15 protein-coding genes and 1 riboswitch are annotated in these 14992 nt (G+C 72.3%); of the genes, 9 read left to right on the forward strand and 6 right to left on the reverse strand.

The window, feature by feature from the left end; all coding sequences use genetic code 11:
- Window positions 1-60 precede the first annotated feature (60 nt).
- From shc to ACN9M0_RS30785, 6 genes are all read left to right on the forward strand, one after another.
- Entirely contained in the window at window positions 61-2046 is a 1986-nt protein-coding gene (gene shc, locus ACN9M0_RS30760; protein WP_426404558.1) for a squalene--hopene cyclase, read from the forward strand.
- Window positions 2046-2717: a 1-hydroxy-2-methyl-2-butenyl 4-diphosphate reductase gene (locus ACN9M0_RS30765; RefSeq protein ID WP_366042525.1), complete on the forward strand. Its 672-nt coding sequence runs from the start codon at window positions 2046-2048 to the stop codon at window positions 2715-2717. Before shc ends, ACN9M0_RS30765 begins: the two co-directional genes overlap by 1 nt.
- Window positions 2718-2724: 7 nt before the next feature.
- The gene (gene hpnH, locus ACN9M0_RS30770) at window positions 2725-3750 is read left to right on the forward strand and encodes an adenosyl-hopene transferase HpnH (RefSeq protein WP_366042524.1); all 1026 of its coding nucleotides are present in this window, start codon (window positions 2725-2727) and stop codon (window positions 3748-3750) included.
- Complete coding sequence (locus ACN9M0_RS30775) at window positions 3747-5132, forward strand: aspartate aminotransferase family protein (RefSeq protein ID WP_366042523.1); 1386 nt, start codon at window positions 3747-3749, stop codon at window positions 5130-5132. The genes hpnH and ACN9M0_RS30775 overlap by 4 nt, the downstream gene beginning before the upstream one ends.
- A 74-nt stretch (window positions 5133-5206) precedes the next feature.
- On the forward strand, window positions 5207-5836 hold the full coding sequence (locus tag ACN9M0_RS30780) for a helix-turn-helix domain-containing protein (RefSeq protein WP_426404559.1): 630 nt from the start codon (window positions 5207-5209) through the stop codon (window positions 5834-5836).
- Between the two features lie 72 nt (window positions 5837-5908).
- A complete protein-coding gene (locus ACN9M0_RS30785; RefSeq protein WP_366042521.1) occupies window positions 5909-6064 on the forward strand; it encodes a DUF6126 family protein in 156 nt (51 codons plus the stop codon).
- 18 nt (window positions 6065-6082) lie between these two features.
- Here ACN9M0_RS30785 and ACN9M0_RS30790 read toward each other — a convergent pair whose 3' ends face one another.
- A complete protein-coding gene (locus ACN9M0_RS30790; protein ID WP_426404560.1) occupies window positions 6083-6904 on the reverse strand; it encodes a tyrosine-protein phosphatase in 822 nt (273 codons plus the stop codon).
- A 373-nt stretch (window positions 6905-7277) separates the two neighbouring features.
- Window positions 7278-7434, forward strand: a riboswitch (cyclic di-AMP (ydaO/yuaA leader).
- A gap of 2 nt (window positions 7435-7436) precedes the next feature.
- On the opposite strand from ACN9M0_RS30790, the gene ACN9M0_RS30795 reads away from it, so the two are divergent.
- Window positions 7437-8393, forward strand: a complete 957-nt coding sequence (locus tag ACN9M0_RS30795; protein ID WP_366042518.1) for a M23 family metallopeptidase — start codon at window positions 7437-7439, stop codon at window positions 8391-8393.
- Between the two features lie 162 nt (window positions 8394-8555).
- Entirely contained in the window at window positions 8556-9350 is a 795-nt protein-coding gene (locus ACN9M0_RS30800) for an SGNH/GDSL hydrolase family protein (protein WP_366042517.1), read from the forward strand.
- Here ACN9M0_RS30800 and ACN9M0_RS30805 read toward each other — a convergent pair.
- From ACN9M0_RS30805 to ACN9M0_RS30825, 5 genes are read right to left on the reverse strand one after another with little or no spacing between them, the layout of a single operon-like run.
- Window positions 9337-10197, reverse strand: coding sequence for an STM4011 family radical SAM protein (locus tag ACN9M0_RS30805; protein ID WP_366042516.1), 861 nt, complete (start codon window positions 10195-10197; stop codon window positions 9337-9339). The genes ACN9M0_RS30800 and ACN9M0_RS30805 overlap by 14 nt on opposite strands.
- Before the next feature lie 9 nt (window positions 10198-10206).
- On the reverse strand, window positions 10207-11538 hold the full coding sequence (locus ACN9M0_RS30810; RefSeq protein WP_426405350.1) for an STM4012 family radical SAM protein: 1332 nt from the start codon (window positions 11536-11538) through the stop codon (window positions 10207-10209).
- Window positions 11538-12359, reverse strand: a complete 822-nt coding sequence (locus ACN9M0_RS30815; protein WP_426405351.1) for an STM4013/SEN3800 family hydrolase — start codon at window positions 12357-12359, stop codon at window positions 11538-11540. Before ACN9M0_RS30815 ends, ACN9M0_RS30810 begins: the two co-directional genes overlap by 1 nt.
- A gap of 11 nt (window positions 12360-12370) precedes the next feature.
- Complete coding sequence (locus tag ACN9M0_RS30820) at window positions 12371-13531, reverse strand: STM4014 family protein (protein ID WP_426404561.1); 1161 nt, start codon at window positions 13529-13531, stop codon at window positions 12371-12373.
- Window positions 13528-14487, reverse strand: a complete 960-nt coding sequence (locus ACN9M0_RS30825; protein WP_366042514.1) for an STM4015 family protein — start codon at window positions 14485-14487, stop codon at window positions 13528-13530. Before ACN9M0_RS30825 ends, ACN9M0_RS30820 begins: the two co-directional genes overlap by 4 nt.
- 165 nt (window positions 14488-14652) lie before the next feature.
- On the opposite strand from ACN9M0_RS30825, the gene ACN9M0_RS30830 reads away from it, so the two are divergent.
- Window positions 14653-14979 (forward strand): hypothetical protein, encoded by a 327-nt coding sequence (locus ACN9M0_RS30830; protein WP_366042513.1) that lies wholly within the window; start codon window positions 14653-14655, stop codon window positions 14977-14979.
- Window positions 14980-14992 lie beyond the last annotated feature (13 nt).

The following is a 14992-nucleotide window of genomic DNA, read 5'->3' on the forward strand; positions in this document are numbered from 1 at the left end:
GGCGCCGGCCGACGGCAGACCCGCAGGAGCAGAAGGAACCGACTGCACAAAGGGGAAGCCATGACAGCGACGACCGACGGAAGCGCCGGGGCCGTGGGCCCCCGGGCAGCCGCGGCCAGCAAGACGAACGACACCGACGCCTCCGCGTCCGGCCTCGACGGCACCGCCGCTCGGGCCGCCGAACGGGCCGTCGAGCACCTGCTCGCCCGGCAGGACCCGGCCGGCTGGTGGAAGGGCGACCTGGAGACCAACGTCACCATGGACGCCGAGGACCTGCTCCTCCGCCAGTTCCTGGGCATCCTCGACGCCGACACCATCCGCGCCGCCGCCCTCCACATCCGCCGCGAGCAGCGCGAGGACGGCGCCTGGGCCACCTTCTACGGCGGACCCGGCGAGCTCTCCGCCACCGTCGAGGCCTATGTGGCCCTGCGGCTCGCCGGAGACCCGCCCGAGGCCCCGCACATGGCCCGCGCCTCCGCCTGGGTCCGTGACCGGGGCGGGATCGCCGCCGCCCGGGTCTTCACCCGGATCTGGCTGGCCCTCTTCGGCTGGTGGCGCTGGGAGGACCTGCCCGAACTGCCGCCGGAGCTGCTCTTCCTGCCGAAGTGGTTCCCGCTCAACATCTACGACTTCGGATGCTGGGCCCGGCAGACGATCGTGCCGCTCACGGTGGTCTCCGCGAAGCGCCCGGTCCGGCCCGCGCCCTTCCCCCTGGACGAGCTGCACACCGACCCGGCGCGGCCGAACCCGCCCCGGCCGCTCGCCCCGGCCACCGGCTGGGACGGCGTCTTCCAGCGGCTCGACAAGGCGCTGCACGTCTACCACCGCCTCGCCCCGCGCGGGGTGCGCGGGACGGCCATGAACGTCGCCGCCCGGTGGATCGTCGAGCGCCAGGAGAACGACGGCTGCTGGGGCGGCATCCAGCCACCGGCCGTCTACTCGGTCATCGCCCTCCACCTCCTCGGCTACGACCTCCAGCACCCGGTCATGCGGGCCGGCCTGGAATCCCTCGACCGGTTCGCCGTCTGGCGCGAGGACGGCTCGCGGATGATCGAGGCCTGCCAGTCGCCCGTCTGGGACACCTGCCTCGCCACGATCGCGCTCGCCGACGCCGGCCTCGATCCCGACCATCCGGCGCTCGTGAAGGCCGTGGACTGGATGCTCGACGAGGAGATCACCCGGACCGGGGACTGGGCGGTACGGAGGCCCGGACTCCCGCCGGGCGGCTGGGCGTTCGAGTTCCACAACGACAACTACCCCGACATCGACGACACCGCCGAGGTCCTGCTCGCCCTGCGCCGGGTCGAGCACCCCGACCGGGCCCGGGTGGACGCGGCCGTCGCCCGCGGTGCCCGCTGGACACTCGGCATGCAGTCGCGCGACGGAGGCTGGGGAGCGTTCGACGCCGACAACACCAGCGCCCTCCCCAACAAGCTGCCGTTCTGCGACTTCGGCGAGGTCATCGACCCGCCCTCCGCCGACGTCACCGCCCACGTGGTGGAGATGCTCGCGTACGAGGGGATGACCGAGCACCCGCGCGCGCGTCGGGGCATCGAATGGCTGCTCGCCGCACAGGAGCCCAACGGTGCCTGGTTCGGCCGCTGGGGCGTCAACCACGTCTACGGCACGGGCTCGGTGCTCCCCGCGCTCGCCGCCGCCGGACTGCCCGCCTCCCACCCGGCGATCCGCCGGGCCGTCGACTGGCTCGGATCCGCGCAGAACGACGACGGCGGCTGGGGCGAGGACCTCCGCTCGTACAAGGAGGAGGAATGGGTCGGGCGCGGCCCCTCCACCGCCTCCCAGACCGCCTGGGCGCTGATCGCGCTCCTCGCCGCCGGCGAGCGCGACTCCGAGCCCGTCCGCCGGGGCGTCGCCTGGCTGGCCGAGACCCAGCGGGAGGACGGCTCCTGGGACGAGCCGTACTTCACCGGCACCGGCTTCCCCTGGGACTTCTCCATCAACTACCACCTCTACCGGCAGGTGTTCCCGCTCACGGCGCTCGGGCGTTACGTGTACGGGGAACCCTCACCGCGCAAGGAGGGCTGATGGGCCGCGAGCCCGGCCCGGGCGACACCCCGCCGCTGCTGATCGCCTGCGCGCTCGGCATCGAGCAGTTCGCCCTGCGCAGCGGGGACCGGGGCGGCGCACCGGGCCCGGTGACCGTGCTGCGCACCGGCATGGGGCCGGACCGGGCCCGCCGGGCCGTGTCCCGGACGCTCGGCGAGGAGCGGTGGCGGGACGCCGCCGTGATCGCCTCCGGCTTCTGCGCGGGCCTCGCCCCGGGCATGCACCCCGGGGACCTGATCGTCGCCGACGAGACCCGTGGCCCCGACGGCACGACCCTCTGCGCCGGGACGGACCTCCTGGTGAAGGCCCTGGTCAGGGCCGTGCCCGGGCGTGCCGTCCACACCGGGCCGCTGATCGGCTCCGACCATGTCGTGCGCGGCCCCGAGCGGGCCGCCCTGCGCGCCCGCGGCGCGATCGCCGTCGACATGGAGTCCGCCGCCACGCTCCGTACCGCCCGGGCCGCCGGAGCGTTCGGGGACGGGCCGGACGCCCGCCCGGTTGCGGCCGTCCGGGTGGTCGTGGACGCTCCAGAACATGAACTGGTCAGGATCGGCACGGTACGCGGGGGAATATCAGCCTTCCGTGTTCTTCGTGCCGTCCTTCCCGCATTCTTCGAATGGCACCGTTCTTTGCTGCTCCCCAGGAGGTGAACGAGTTATGGCCATGCCGCTCCGTCAGTCCATCCGGGTCGGGACCTACCTCTTCGAACAGAAGCTCCGCAAGCGGGACAAGTTCCCGCTGATCGTCGAGCTGGAGCCGCTCTACGCCTGCAACCTCAAGTGCGAGGGCTGCGGGAAGATCCAGCACCCGGCGGGTGTCCTCAAGCAGCGCATGCCGGTGGCCCAGGCGGTCGGCGCCGTCCTGGAGTCCGGCGCCCCCATGGTCTCCATCGCGGGCGGCGAGCCCCTGATGCACCCTCAGATCGACGAGATCGTGCGCCAGTTGGTGGCCCGGCGGAAGTACGTCTTCCTCTGCACCAACGCGATGCTGCTGCGCAAGAAGCTGGAGAAGTTCACCCCGTCCCCGTACTTCGCCTTCGCCGTCCACATCGACGGGCTGCGCGAGCGGCACGACGAGTCCGTCGCCAAGGAGGGTGTGTTCGACGAGGCGGTGGCGGCCATCAAGGAGGCCAAGCGGCGCGGCTTCCGCGTCACCACCAATTCGACCTTCTTCAACACCGACACCCCGCAGACCATCATCGAGGTGCTCAATTTCCTCAACGACGACCTCCAGGTCGACGAAATGATGATCTCGCCCGCCTATGCGTACGAGAAGGCCCCCGACCAGGAGCACTTCCTCGGCGTCGAACAGACCCGCGAACTCTTCAAGAAGGCCTTCGCAGGAGGCAACCGGCGCCGCTGGCGGCTCAACCACTCGCCGCTCTTCCTGGACTTCCTGGAAGGAAAGGCGGACTTCCCCTGCACCGCCTGGGCCATTCCCAACTACTCGCTCTTCGGCTGGCAGCGGCCCTGCTATCTGATGAGCGACGGATACGTCCCCACGTACCGCGAACTCGTCGAGGACACCGACTGGGACAAGTACGGCCGCGGCAAGGACCCGCGCTGCGCCAACTGCATGGCGCACTGCGGCTACGAGCCCACCGCCGTCCTCGCCACCATGGGCTCCCTCAAGGAGTCCCTGCGCGCGATCCGGGAGACGGTTTCCGGGAACAACAAGTCATGACCGGCGGGTTCGACCTGCGGGCGCTGCTCTCCGAGCGCGGCGCGGAGCGGTACGAGCTGCACGCCAAGTACCTCAACCACCAGCTGCCGCGCATGCTCCACACCATCGGCTTCGACAAGGTGTACGAGCGGGCCGAGGGCGCCCACTTCTGGGACGCCGACGGCGTCGACCACCTCGACATGCTCGCCGGCTTCGGCGTGATGGGCCTCGGACGACACCACCCCGTCGTCCGCAAGGCCCTCCACGACGTCCTGGACGCCCAGCTCGCCGACCTCACCCGCTTCGACTGCCAGCCGCTGCCGGGACTCCTCGCCGAGAAGCTGCTCACCCACAGCCCGCACCTCGACCGGGTCTTCTTCGGCAACAGCGGCACCGAGGCCGTGGAGACCGCCCTCAAGTTCGCCCGGTACGCCACCGGGCGGCCGAGGGTCCTCTACTGCACCCACGCCTTCCACGGGCTCACCACCGGCTCCCTCTCCGTCAACGGCGAGCAGGGCTTCCGGGAGGGCTTCGACCCGCTCCTGCCGGACACCGCGATCGCCCTCGGCGACCTCGACGCCCTGGAGCGGGAACTGCGCAGGGGCGATGTGGCCGCCTTCGTCGTCGAGCCCATCCAGGGCAAGGGCGTCCACGAGGCGCCACCGGGCTTCCTCCGGGGTGCGCAGGAGCTGCTGCACCGGCACGGCGCGCTGCTCATCGCCGACGAGGTGCAGACGGGCCTCGGCAGGACCGGCGACTTCTACGCCTACCAGCACGAGGAGGGCGTCGAGCCGGACCTGGTCTGCGTCGCCAAGGCGCTCTCCGGGGGCTACGTGCCGGTCGGGGCCACCCTGGGCAAGGACTGGATCTTCAAGAAGGTCTACTCGTCGATGGACCGGGTCCTGGTCCACTCGGCGAGCTTCGGATCGAACGCGCAGGCCATGGCGGCCGGGCTCGCCGTCCTCTCGGTCATGGAGGACGAGGGCACCGTCGCGCACGCCCGTCGGATCGGCGACCTGCTCTCGGGCCGGCTGAAGGAGCTCGTGCCGCGGTACGAGCTGCTGCACGAGATCCGCGGGCGCGGCCTGATGATCGGGATCGAGTTCGGCCGGCCGTCCTCCCTCGGACTGCGCGGGCGCTGGACGATGCTCCAGGCGGCCCGCAAGGGCCTCTTCGCCCAGATGGTCGTCGTCCCGCTGCTCCAGCGGCACCGGATCCTCACCCAGGTCTCCGGGGACCACCTGGAGGTGATCAAACTGATCCCGCCGCTGGTCATCGACGAGGCGGACGTGGACCGGTTCGTCACGGCCTTCACCGCGGTCATGGACGACGCCCACGGCGGCGGCGGGCTGATGTGGGACTTCGGGAAGACGCTGGTCAAGCAGGCGGTGGCGCAGCGCTGACCGATTCTCGACCACGGTTTTGCCTCTGAGGCAAGAAACTTGCCTCAGAGGCACGATCCTGGCGGAATGGACGCATGGACCACGTCCCCGGGGACCCTTCCCCGGACCCCGCCCTCCCCGGCGTCCTGCCCCACGTCGCCCCGCAGCTGCGGGCCCTGCGCCGCCGCCGGGGACTCACCCTGGAGGCCGCCGCCCAGCGGGCCGGCCTCTCGCCGGCCCACCTCTCGCGCCTGGAGACGGGGAACAGGCAGCCCTCGCTGCCCATGCTGCTCGCCCTGTCCCGCATCTACGGTACGACGGTCTCCGAGCTCCTGGGCGAGACGCCCCCCGAGCGCGACCCCGTCGTCCGGGCCGGCCGCTCCGAACCCGTCGAGGCCGACGGCTGGATCTACCGCCAGGCCGGCGGTGCCGGGCGCGCCCTCCAGTGCCTGCGGGTCCACGTGCCGTACGCCACCCGGGCCGACATCGTGCGCGTCCACCCCGGGGAGGAGTGGATCCACGTCCTGGAGGGGCGGGTGCGGCTCGCGCTCGGCGAGGCCGTGCACGTCCTCGATCCCGGGGACAGCGCGCACTTCGACTCGCTGACCCCGCACCGGATCGGCGCCGCCACCCCCGGCGGGGCCGAGCTGCTCTTCGTCCACACCCTGATGCAGAGCCCTGTCGCCGAGCTGTGCCTCGGCGACGGGACCCCGCACCGGCGCTGATCCCGAGCGAACCGCTTCGTACCGGGTGACCGTCCCGAGCCACCCGTCCCGAGTCCTGAGGAAAGGACCGACATGTCCGAGAAGTCCGCACCGGTCACCGGTGAGGAGCGCGGTGAAGGCAAGTTCCCCAAGGGGCTCGTGCTCCGCCTCTTCGCCTACCTGGTCGCAGGCCACCTCTTCGCCGGCTTTCTCTACCTGCTCTTCATGCTGGGCGGGCAGAACCAGTAGGCCCTGCCCGGCCGGGGCTCACACGTCCGTGAGCAGGCGCTCCCGCAGTCGCTCACGGGTCTCCGGGGCCAGCTTCAGGCCCTCGGCGAGGTAGACGTCCACCGAGCCCCAGGTCGCCTCGATCGTCTCGAAGGCGGCCCGCAGGTACTCCACCCGCGCGTCGAAGAGCGGGCTCAGCAGCTCCATCACCTCCGGCGACATCGCGTCCGGGGCGGTGGAGCTGCGGCGCACCTTGTAGCGGCGGTGCGGATCGTTCGACTTCACGTAGTCGGCCTCGATGGCCTCCCGCTCGACCCCGACCGCGAGCAGGGTGATCGCGATGGCGAGCCCGGCCCGGTCCTTCCCGGCCGCGCAGTGCATGAGGGCCGGGATGCTCTCCTCCGCCATGGAGTGCAGGATCCGGCTGTGCTCCGAGGCCCGCTCGACGATCATCTTCCGGTACGACTCGGACATCCGGGCGGCCGCCTTGCCGTCGCCGAGGATCTCCCGCAGCTGCGCGATCTCGCCGTCGCGCACCAGCTTCCAGAACTCCTTGCCGTCGGCCGGGTCGTTGAGGGGTATGTGCACGTTCCGCACGCCGGGCAGGTCGACGTCCGCGCCCTCGACCTTCCGGTCCGCCTCGTTGCGGAAGTCGAAGACGGTGTGCAGGCCGAGCGAGGAGAGGAAGGCGGCGTCGTCCTCCGTCGCGTGGGCGAGATGGCCGCTGCGGAAGAGGCGGCCGGGGCGGACGGCGCGCCCGTCCGACGTCGGCAGACCGCCCACGTCCCGGAAGTTGCGGACCTCCGTCAGCTCGGGCTCGGCGGCATCGGCGGGCGGGATCTGCGGCAGCTGCTGCGTCACGGCTGCTCCTGTTCTGTAGATCGGTTCCTGGGGCAATCATCTCGGGTGCGAACCCGTGCACGCACGCCCTCGCACAGGAATGGGCGATCTGTCCGTATTGGGGTGTTCGGCATAACCCGCCCCGGTTGCAGGGGAGATGGGGATCGGCGCGTGAGCAGCGTCATAACCGTGACGGACCGTGCCTGATCGTCTTTTCCAAATACCCCCCGGGAAAAGGAGATCGAGGGACCGTCATCCACGGAGGGTGACCGGAATTCCGGCCGTATATCAAGGAGCTCCGGAGTCCTCGAAAATCGTGGCTTGTTCGCGCCGACCCCACTCGTCTAGCGTCGCGCTCAATCCGGACGGACCGCCGAATCCTGCCACCGACCGGAATCCGCACTCACCCGAACAAGGCAGGAGCGGGGGACCCAGGTAAGTCGCCGATCCTTCCGAGAAGGACGGCTCGGGGTGAAGTCGCGTGGACACGCGGCCGGACATCTCCAGTCCGAACCCGACAGCTCACCTCGCAGGCGCCGGAGAGGAATTCGCCATGCCCGCTAAGGGTAAGCACCGCCGCACCAAGTCCAGCCGCCTCACCCGTGGCCTCGCCGCCGCCGGTACCGGTGGCGCCGTCGTCGCCCTCCCGCTCCTCGGAGCCACCGGCGCCCACGCCGCCGAGCAGGCCGCCCCCGCCGCCGCTCCCGCCCAGGCCGTCGCCCAGGTGAAGGCCGCCGCCGTCCAGGCCGCGCCCACCACCGCGAAGGCCGCGCCGAAGACGTACTCCGTCGTCCGGGGCGACTACCTGTCGAAGATCGCCGCCGAGCACCACCTCGCGGGTGGCTGGCACAAGCTGTACGAGGACAACCGACGGGTCGTCGGCGAGAACCCCTCCCTGATCCTGCCCGGCATGAAGCTCACCCTCGGCGGGAAGAGCACCGCCAAGGCCGCGCCGAAGGTCACGCACAAGAGCACGCAGAGCTCCGGCAAGAACGGCGACACCCCGCGCGCCTCGCGCAGCAGCGAGCGGACCTCGGCCCCGGCCGCCGCCGCGACCACCTCGTCGTCCTCCGCGACGTCCTCGTCGGCCGCGACGACCTCTTCCGGCTGGGTCGCTCCGATCGCCGGCGCCGGCATGTCGACCCCGTACCACCAGGCCGGCTCCATGTGGTCCTCCGGCTACCACACCGGTGTCGACTTCATCGCCTCCACCGGCACCACCGTCGTCGCGGTCGGCCCCGGCACCGTCTACTCCGCCGGCGACGGCGGCGCGTACGGCAACCAGGTCGTCATCCAGCACGCCGACGGCACCTTCTCGCAGTACGCCCACCTGTCCTCGATCTCCGTCTCCGCCGGCCAGACCGTCACCGGCGGCCAGCAGATCGGTCTCTCGGGCGCGACCGGCAACGTCACCGGACCGCACCTGCACTTCGAGATGCGTACCGGCCCGGAGTACGGCTCCGACATCGACCCGCTGGCCGCCCTGCGCCAGCACGGCGTGAGCATCTGACGAACCGTCGTCAACGCCTTGTCCCCGGAAGCCCGGCACGTACGTGCCGGGCCTCCGGCGTATTCCGGCTTGGCAAATTCTTTATCGGTGGCATATGTCACCCAGCGTCAACCCCTCCTTACGGTCGCGTAGGTCACATCCCAAAGGGAAGGATGTGCTCCCGTGGCAGACGATTCGAGATCAACAGACAAGAACGCATTCGGGTCGTACGCGGCGATCGGTGACAGCTTCACCGAGGGCGTCGGAGACCCCGGGCCCGACGGGACGTACGTCGGCTGGGCGGACCGCTTCGCGGTCCTGCTCGCCGACCAGCTGCCGGAGCACGACGCCTTTCGCTACGCCAACCTGGCCGTACGCGGGCGCCTTCTCGACCAGATCGTGGCGGAACAGGTCCCCCGGGCGAAGGAACTCGCCCCCGACCTGGTGACCTTCTGCGCGGGCGGCAACGACATCATCCGTCCCGGAACGGACCCCGACGAGGTGGCCGAGCGCTTCGAGCGCGCCGTCGCCGACCTCACCTCCGCCGTCGGCACCGTCATGGTGACCACCGGCTTCGACACCCGCGGCGTGACCCTGCTCAAGCACCTGCGCGGCAAGATCGCCACCTACAACGGTCACGTCCGGGCCATCGCGGACCGCTACGGCTGCCCGGTCCTCGACCTGTGGTCGCTGAAGTCCGTCCAGGACCGGCGCGCCTGGGACGACGACCGGCTGCACCTCTCGCCCGAGGGACACACCCGCGTCGCCCTGCGCGCCGCCCAGGTCCTCGCCCTGCCGGTGCCCGCCGACCCCGACCAGCCCTGGCCGCCGGTCCCGCCGCGCGGCACGCTCGAGGTGCGCCGCGACGACATCCACTGGGCCAGGGAGTACCTGGTGCCCTGGATCGGGCGCCGGCTGCGCGGCGAGAGCTCCGGCGACCACGTCGAGGCGAAGCGCCCGGACCTCATGCCCCTGTAGTCGGGGGCACGGCGGGGATCCGCTCCAGGACCCCGCCGGCGAACACGTCGTACAGCGGCAGCGTCTCCAGGTGGACGTAGCCGATGTGGCAGTCGCAGACGGCGAGGGGACAGGCGCGGGGACGCAGGGCGGCGCGGTACGAACCGTCGTACAGGTTCCCCAGCTCGGCCCTGACGAAGTGGCAGCGCCGCACCGTCCCCTCGCCGTCCACCGAGATCACCGACTCGCCGGTGCGGCAGGGCAGCCCCGCCGAGCGGTGCGGATGCCGGCTGTACGGGAAGAGCGGGTCGAGCTCCGTCCAGCTCCCGGCCTCCGCGTCGGTGTACGTGTGCCCCTCGGCCGCGTTCACCCAGAGGTAGACGTGCGGCGGCAGCGCGGCCCGCAGCCGGCGGGCGTCCTCCCGGTGCTCGGGCAGACCGACCACCCCGACGCTGTACCGGATGCCCCGCTCCGCCAGCTCGTGGCACTTCGCGAGGAACCGCTCGGGCGGCGTCTGCCCCGGGTGGTACGTGCACCAGAGCGCCACGCTCTCCGGGTCCGCCTCCGCCAGCCACTCCGTCCGGCAGCTCAGATTGGTCTGGATCGCCACCCGCTCCACGTGCGGCAGCCGGGACAGCTCGACCAGGGCCCGCCGGTACCAGGAGCGCACCAGGCCCTCGCCCCACGGAGTGAAGAGGACGCGCAGCCGGTCACCGGTCTGCGCCGCGGCCCAGCCGGTGAACCGTTCGAGCGCCGCCCGGTCCGCGCGCAGCTGCTCCCGGCTGTCCCGGCGCTTGGCGAAGGGACAGTACGGGCAGTCGAAGTCGCAGGAGGAGAGCGGGCCCCGGTAGAGCACGGTGAGATCCACGGGCGCCGCCTACTTCGTCTCGTACGCGGACATCGCGGCCCGCACGGCGGGGGAGAAGAGCTCGGGGCCGAGCCCGTCGGAGTACGCGAGCCCCTCCGGCGACAGCCGCAGCAGCCCCTCCGGGGCGTCCGCGTCCAGCCAACCGAGCGCCTCGAAGCGGCCCAGCTCCCCGGCGAAGTCCGTGAACGGCGAGGAACCGAACCGCTCCTCGTATCCGGCGACCGGCATGCCCCCGGCCTGGAGCAGCGACTGGAGGAGGTGACGGCGACGGGCCTCGTCCGCGTCCACCGCCCGGCCCACCTCGGCGCGGGAGAAGTCCTCCGTCTCCGTGTACGTGTCGATGATCGAGCGGATCTCCCGCATGTCGACGGCGTAGTCGAAGGAGTAGTGCAGGGCCGAGGTGTACGAGCGGGCCCCGCAGCCCAGGCCGATCATGCCGTCCGTCTGGCAGGCGTAGTCGTCCGGGCCGGCGGGACCGGCGTCCGCACGGCGGAACATGCGCATCGACACCTGCTCGTAGCCGTGCGCGAGGAGATGGTCCCGGCCGTACCGGTAGAGACGGAGCCGCCGCTCGTCCCACTCCCGGTCGGCGGCCGCCGGGTCCTGGAGCCTGCCGAGACCGGTGAGCGGGCGCACGTACAGCGGATACAGGTACAGCTCCTCGGGCCGCCAGGCGAGCGCGGCGTCCAGCGACTCCCGCCAGGACCGCTCCGTCTGCCCGTCGATGCCGTAGATCAGGTCGATGTTGAGGACCGGGACGCCCGTGTCCCGGATCCGGCCGAGCGCCGCCTCGACGTCCGCGCGGTGCTGCGGCCGGACGGCCGCCCGCGCCTCGGCCTCCACGAAACTCTGCACGCCGATGCTGAGCCGGGTCGCGCCCCGGTCCGCGAGCAGCGCGAGCCGGTCGGCGGTCGCGGTCGCCGGCGAGGTCTCCACGGAGAGCGGCACCGCCCGCAGGTCCACGCCCGTGCGCTTCTCGGCGATGTCGCACAGCCGCTCAAGCTCCGAGGCGGTGAGGAAGGTGGGCGTGCCGCCGCCGAACGCGGCCGTGGCGAACCGCACCGGTGACGCGTCCCCGAGGGCCTCGCGGACGGCGGCGGCCTGGCGGTCGAGGGCGTCGAGATAGCGGGTGGTCAGCTCGTCCGGGGCGCCGATCCGGGTGAAGAGGTTGCAGAAGCCGCAGCGGACCTCGCAGAACGGTATGTGCGCGTAGAGGGAGAGCGCGTCCTTCGGCTCCCCGGCCCAGAGCGCGGCCAGCTCCGGGCGTTCGGGCAGCACGCGGTACGCCGTCTTGTGCGGGTAGGCGTAGACGTAACTCCGGTACGGGCGGGGGGTGTCGATCACGCCGCCACCTCGCCTTCGGGCCCCGGCAGGACGAACTGCGCGTACGGCACGGTCCACACGACCTCATGGCCCAGCCGGTGCCCGGTGAAGCCGTCCTCCCCGTACGCCGTGCCGTGGTCGGAACAGACGATCGCGAAACAGGGGCGGCGGCTGCTCATCGCGGCGAAGAGCCGCCCGATGTACCGGTCGACGTACTCCAGGGCGGCCGCGTGGGTCTCCCGCGAGTCACCGGCCTCGCGGGTCGCTCCCGGCAGGTGGAACCAGTTGGGCTGGTGCAGCGCGGACACGTTCACGAAGAGGAAGAGGCGCTCCTCGCGGGGCAGCCCGGCGACGACCTCCTCGGCGCGCGCGACCTGGGACTCGAAGGAGCTCGGGGACGCGACGCCGAAGGAGGGCTCCCAGTGACTCTCCTGGAACAGGCCGGGGAGCACGGTGCCGAGGGGAGGCTGCCTGTTGAAGAAGCCCACCCCGCCGACGCACACCGTCCGGTAGCCCTCGCCCGCGAGCGCGGAGACGAAGTCCGGGGTGTCGTGGACCCAGGTGCCGTCGGCCGTCGACTCGCTGCCCGCGAAACGGGCCGCGAACAACCGGGGATGGGGTCCCTGCGCCGCTGGCGTCGGCAGGAAACCGGCGAAGATCGCCTGGTGGGAGGCGTACGTGAAACTCCCGGGCGCGTGCCGGCGCTCCCAGACGCCGCCGGGGAGGTGACGGGCCATGTGCGGGATGCGGCCCTCGGCCGCGAGCTCGGCCGCCACGTCGTACCGGAGGGTGTCGAGGGTGACCAGGAGCAGGTCGTGGCTGCCGACGATCGCGTTCATGTCGGGCTGGTTCACGTGGTGCTCGTTCCTGTGGTGCGGGGGATGTTCATGGGAGTACGGGGGATGCCGGGTGCGCTCCGGAACTGCGCCGCCACCTGCGCCCCGTACGTGTCGAGCCCCTCGGCGCCGCTGCCGGGCAGGCCCGTCAGACCCGGCAGCAGATCGCCGAAGGCGTTCACCTCGCCCACGGCGAACCGGCGCCAGCCGCTCGTGGGCAGCAGGTCGACGCCCACGCACCGGGTACCGGGGAAGACGGTCGCGGCCCGCTCGCACACCCCGAGCGCGTCCGCCCAGCGACCCCCGGCCGCGGCGATCGCCGCCCGGGCGGCGTCCAGATCGCCCCGGGCGCCGCCCAGGTGCAGATTGGTCATGGGGGAACGGCTGGTGCGGAGCACGGCGTGGGTGGCCCGCCCGTCGATCACCACCACCCGCAGATCGGCGGCCCGACCGCCCTGGCCGGCCTTCGGCAGCCAGCGCTCGACGTGCAGGCCGTCGGGGGCGAGGGCGTCCACGATCGCGCCGACCTCGCGCTCGCTCGTGTAGCGCCGTACCCGCAGGGAGTTGAAGAGCCGCCCGTCGGCTCCGCGCTCCACCGACGTGGTGGCCTGGACCCGGCCCGCGCCGTTCGACTCCACCGCCAGCACCCCGGAGGCGGAGGAGCCGTGCGCGAGCTTCACGAACACCCGGCTCAGCCCTGCCTCGGCGCTCAGCGCCCTGACGTCCGCCCAGCCGCGCACCGCCGGGGCGTCCGGGCCCGAGGTCGGCGACTCGGGCACCGGGACTCCGGCGGCCCGCAGCCGGCCGTGGCCCAGCCGCTTGTCGAACAGGACCCCGAGCTCGGCGGGGTCGTCGACGAGGACGGCGCCCGCCGCCGCGACGGAGCCGGCGAGGCCCGCCACGGCGCTGGTGAACCGTCGGTACCAGCGGCCGGTGCCCTCGACCCGGGCCGGGTCGTCGACCCCGCGCAGCAGCCGGTCGGTCTCAGGATCCTCACCGGGCGAGTCGAGACGCACGGTCTCGCCCCCGGCGAACCGGGCCCGGCCGCCGAGCACGTCGGGCCAGGACACCACCCGCGCCCCGGGCAGCCCGGCGGTCCGCAGCGCGTCCTGGAAGAACGCGACACGACGGCCCGCCGGATCGCCGACGACCACGAGGCGCGGGCCGTAGGTCATTCGGCGACCGCGACGTAGCGCCAGACGTCTCCGTCGCCGTCGTCCTCCGCCACCTGGGCGTCGCCGAGGTCGACCGTCACCCCGTGCGGGACGAGCGCGGCACGGACCCGGTCGCTCATCGCCGCCGACAGGTAGTGGTGGGAGAGGTCGAGGTGGGTGAGATGGGTCAGCGGCTGCCCGTCGAGGAGGGCCGCCGCGCCCTCGTCGGTGAGGACGCCCATGGACAGGTCGAGCCGCTCGATCCGGGCGACGACGGGCGCGCCCGCGACGGCGGCGGCCACGGCGTCCTGGATCACGCTGTTGCACAGGCCCAGACGGCGCAGGGCGGGGAAGGCCGTGCCGGCGAGCAGCGGCGCCAGGTCCTCGGGGGAGCTGTCGCCGCCGTACTCGTCGGTGCCGAGCCAGAGTTCCAGCTCCTCCAGGGCGGGCAGCTCACTGCCCACGATGCCGCGCACCACCTCGGCGCGCAGGCCGCCGGTCTCCACGACCAGGGTCCGCAGGCCGGTGTGCCGGAGGGACGGGAAGGCCAGTTGCGAGCCACCGCGCACCCCGAACTCCGCGAGGGCCGGGTAGGCGGCGAGGAGCGGGGTCACATCCGACTGGATGATCCACGAGATCTCGCAGTCCTCGCTCGTCATGTCGCCGAGGAACACCGCCTCCAGGCCCGTCAGCCGGTCGTTGGCGCCGATCAGGGCGGTGACGATGTCGGCGGAGGAGTTCTCGTAGGCCTCGTCCCAGCCGCCGACGACCAGCGCGCGGACCCGCCGCGTGTCCACCGTCTTGAGGAACCGCTCGAACTGCGCCCCCCACAGCTCGTCCCCGGGATCGGAGTACGTCGGGGCGGAGATGCGCCACGCGACCGTGTCCGTCGCGGGCAGCTCGACCTGTGCGTCCGCGCCCGGGAAGTCGAACACGGGCAGGCCGTGGAATTCCTGCAGGTACGTGCCAACGGTCATGACGGTGCTCCAGACAACGGTCGAGGCGGGTCGGCTGATGGAGAGAGTTCTACCAAGCCGCACCGACAACGCCCCTCGCCGGGTCGCTTCCGACCGATTGTCAGTGCCGCGTCCTAGCGTCGTTCTCATGTCCGGCCGCACGTGCCGGACGGGGAGGGGAGAGCCATGTACCGGCAGGGAGACGTGCTGATCGCGCCCGTCGCGGAGACGGCCGTTCCGGAGCGCGTGAAGGGGGCGGCGGGGGAGCCGAGGGACGCCCGGGGCCGCCTCGTCCTCGCTCTCGGCGAGGTCACCGGGCACGCCCACGCGATCCCCGGCCCCGGCCGGCTCGTGCGGGAGCCCGGGCCACTGGGACCGCTTCTGCTCGAACTGCCCGAGGGCGGGCGGGTGGTGCACGAGGAGCACGCGGCGATACCGCTCCCCAAGGGCTGGTACCGGGTGGTCCGCCAGCGGGAGTACGTGCCCGGCGCGTACCGGATCGTCGCGGACTGACGTCCGCCGGAGA

It is taken from the genome of Streptomyces sp. R-07 (assembly GCF_049913175.1).
In the GTDB taxonomy this organism is placed as follows: Bacteria; Actinomycetota; Actinomycetes; order Streptomycetales; family Streptomycetaceae; genus Streptomyces.

What these genes read in the sequence shown, in the direction of transcription:
- ACN9M0_RS30815 (WP_426405351.1), bottom strand. Translation starts at nt 12,359, where the DNA reads ATGAACGCGATCGTCGGCAGCCACGACCTGCTCCTGGTCACCCTCGAC.
- hpnH (WP_366042524.1), top strand. Translation starts at nt 2,725, where the DNA reads ATGGCCATGCCGCTCCGTCAGTCCATCCGGGTCGGGACCTACCTCTTC.
- ACN9M0_RS30775 (WP_366042523.1), top strand. Translation starts at nt 3,747, where the DNA reads ATGACCGGCGGGTTCGACCTGCGGGCGCTGCTCTCCGAGCGCGGCGCG.
- ACN9M0_RS30780 (WP_426404559.1), top strand. Translation starts at nt 5,207, where the DNA reads ATGGACCACGTCCCCGGGGACCCTTCCCCGGACCCCGCCCTCCCCGGC.
- ACN9M0_RS30795 (WP_366042518.1), top strand. Translation starts at nt 7,437, where the DNA reads ATGCCCGCTAAGGGTAAGCACCGCCGCACCAAGTCCAGCCGCCTCACC.
- ACN9M0_RS30830 (WP_366042513.1), top strand. Translation starts at nt 14,653, where the DNA reads ATGTACCGGCAGGGAGACGTGCTGATCGCGCCCGTCGCGGAGACGGCC.
- ACN9M0_RS30785 (WP_366042521.1), top strand. Translation starts at nt 5,909, where the DNA reads ATGTCCGAGAAGTCCGCACCGGTCACCGGTGAGGAGCGCGGTGAAGGC.
- shc (WP_426404558.1), top strand. Translation starts at nt 61, where the DNA reads ATGACAGCGACGACCGACGGAAGCGCCGGGGCCGTGGGCCCCCGGGCA.
- ACN9M0_RS30820 (WP_426404561.1), bottom strand. Translation starts at nt 13,531, where the DNA reads ATGACCTACGGCCCGCGCCTCGTGGTCGTCGGCGATCCGGCGGGCCGT.
- ACN9M0_RS30765 (WP_366042525.1), top strand. Translation starts at nt 2,046, where the DNA reads ATGGGCCGCGAGCCCGGCCCGGGCGACACCCCGCCGCTGCTGATCGCC.
- ACN9M0_RS30825 (WP_366042514.1), bottom strand. Translation starts at nt 14,487, where the DNA reads ATGACCGTTGGCACGTACCTGCAGGAATTCCACGGCCTGCCCGTGTTC.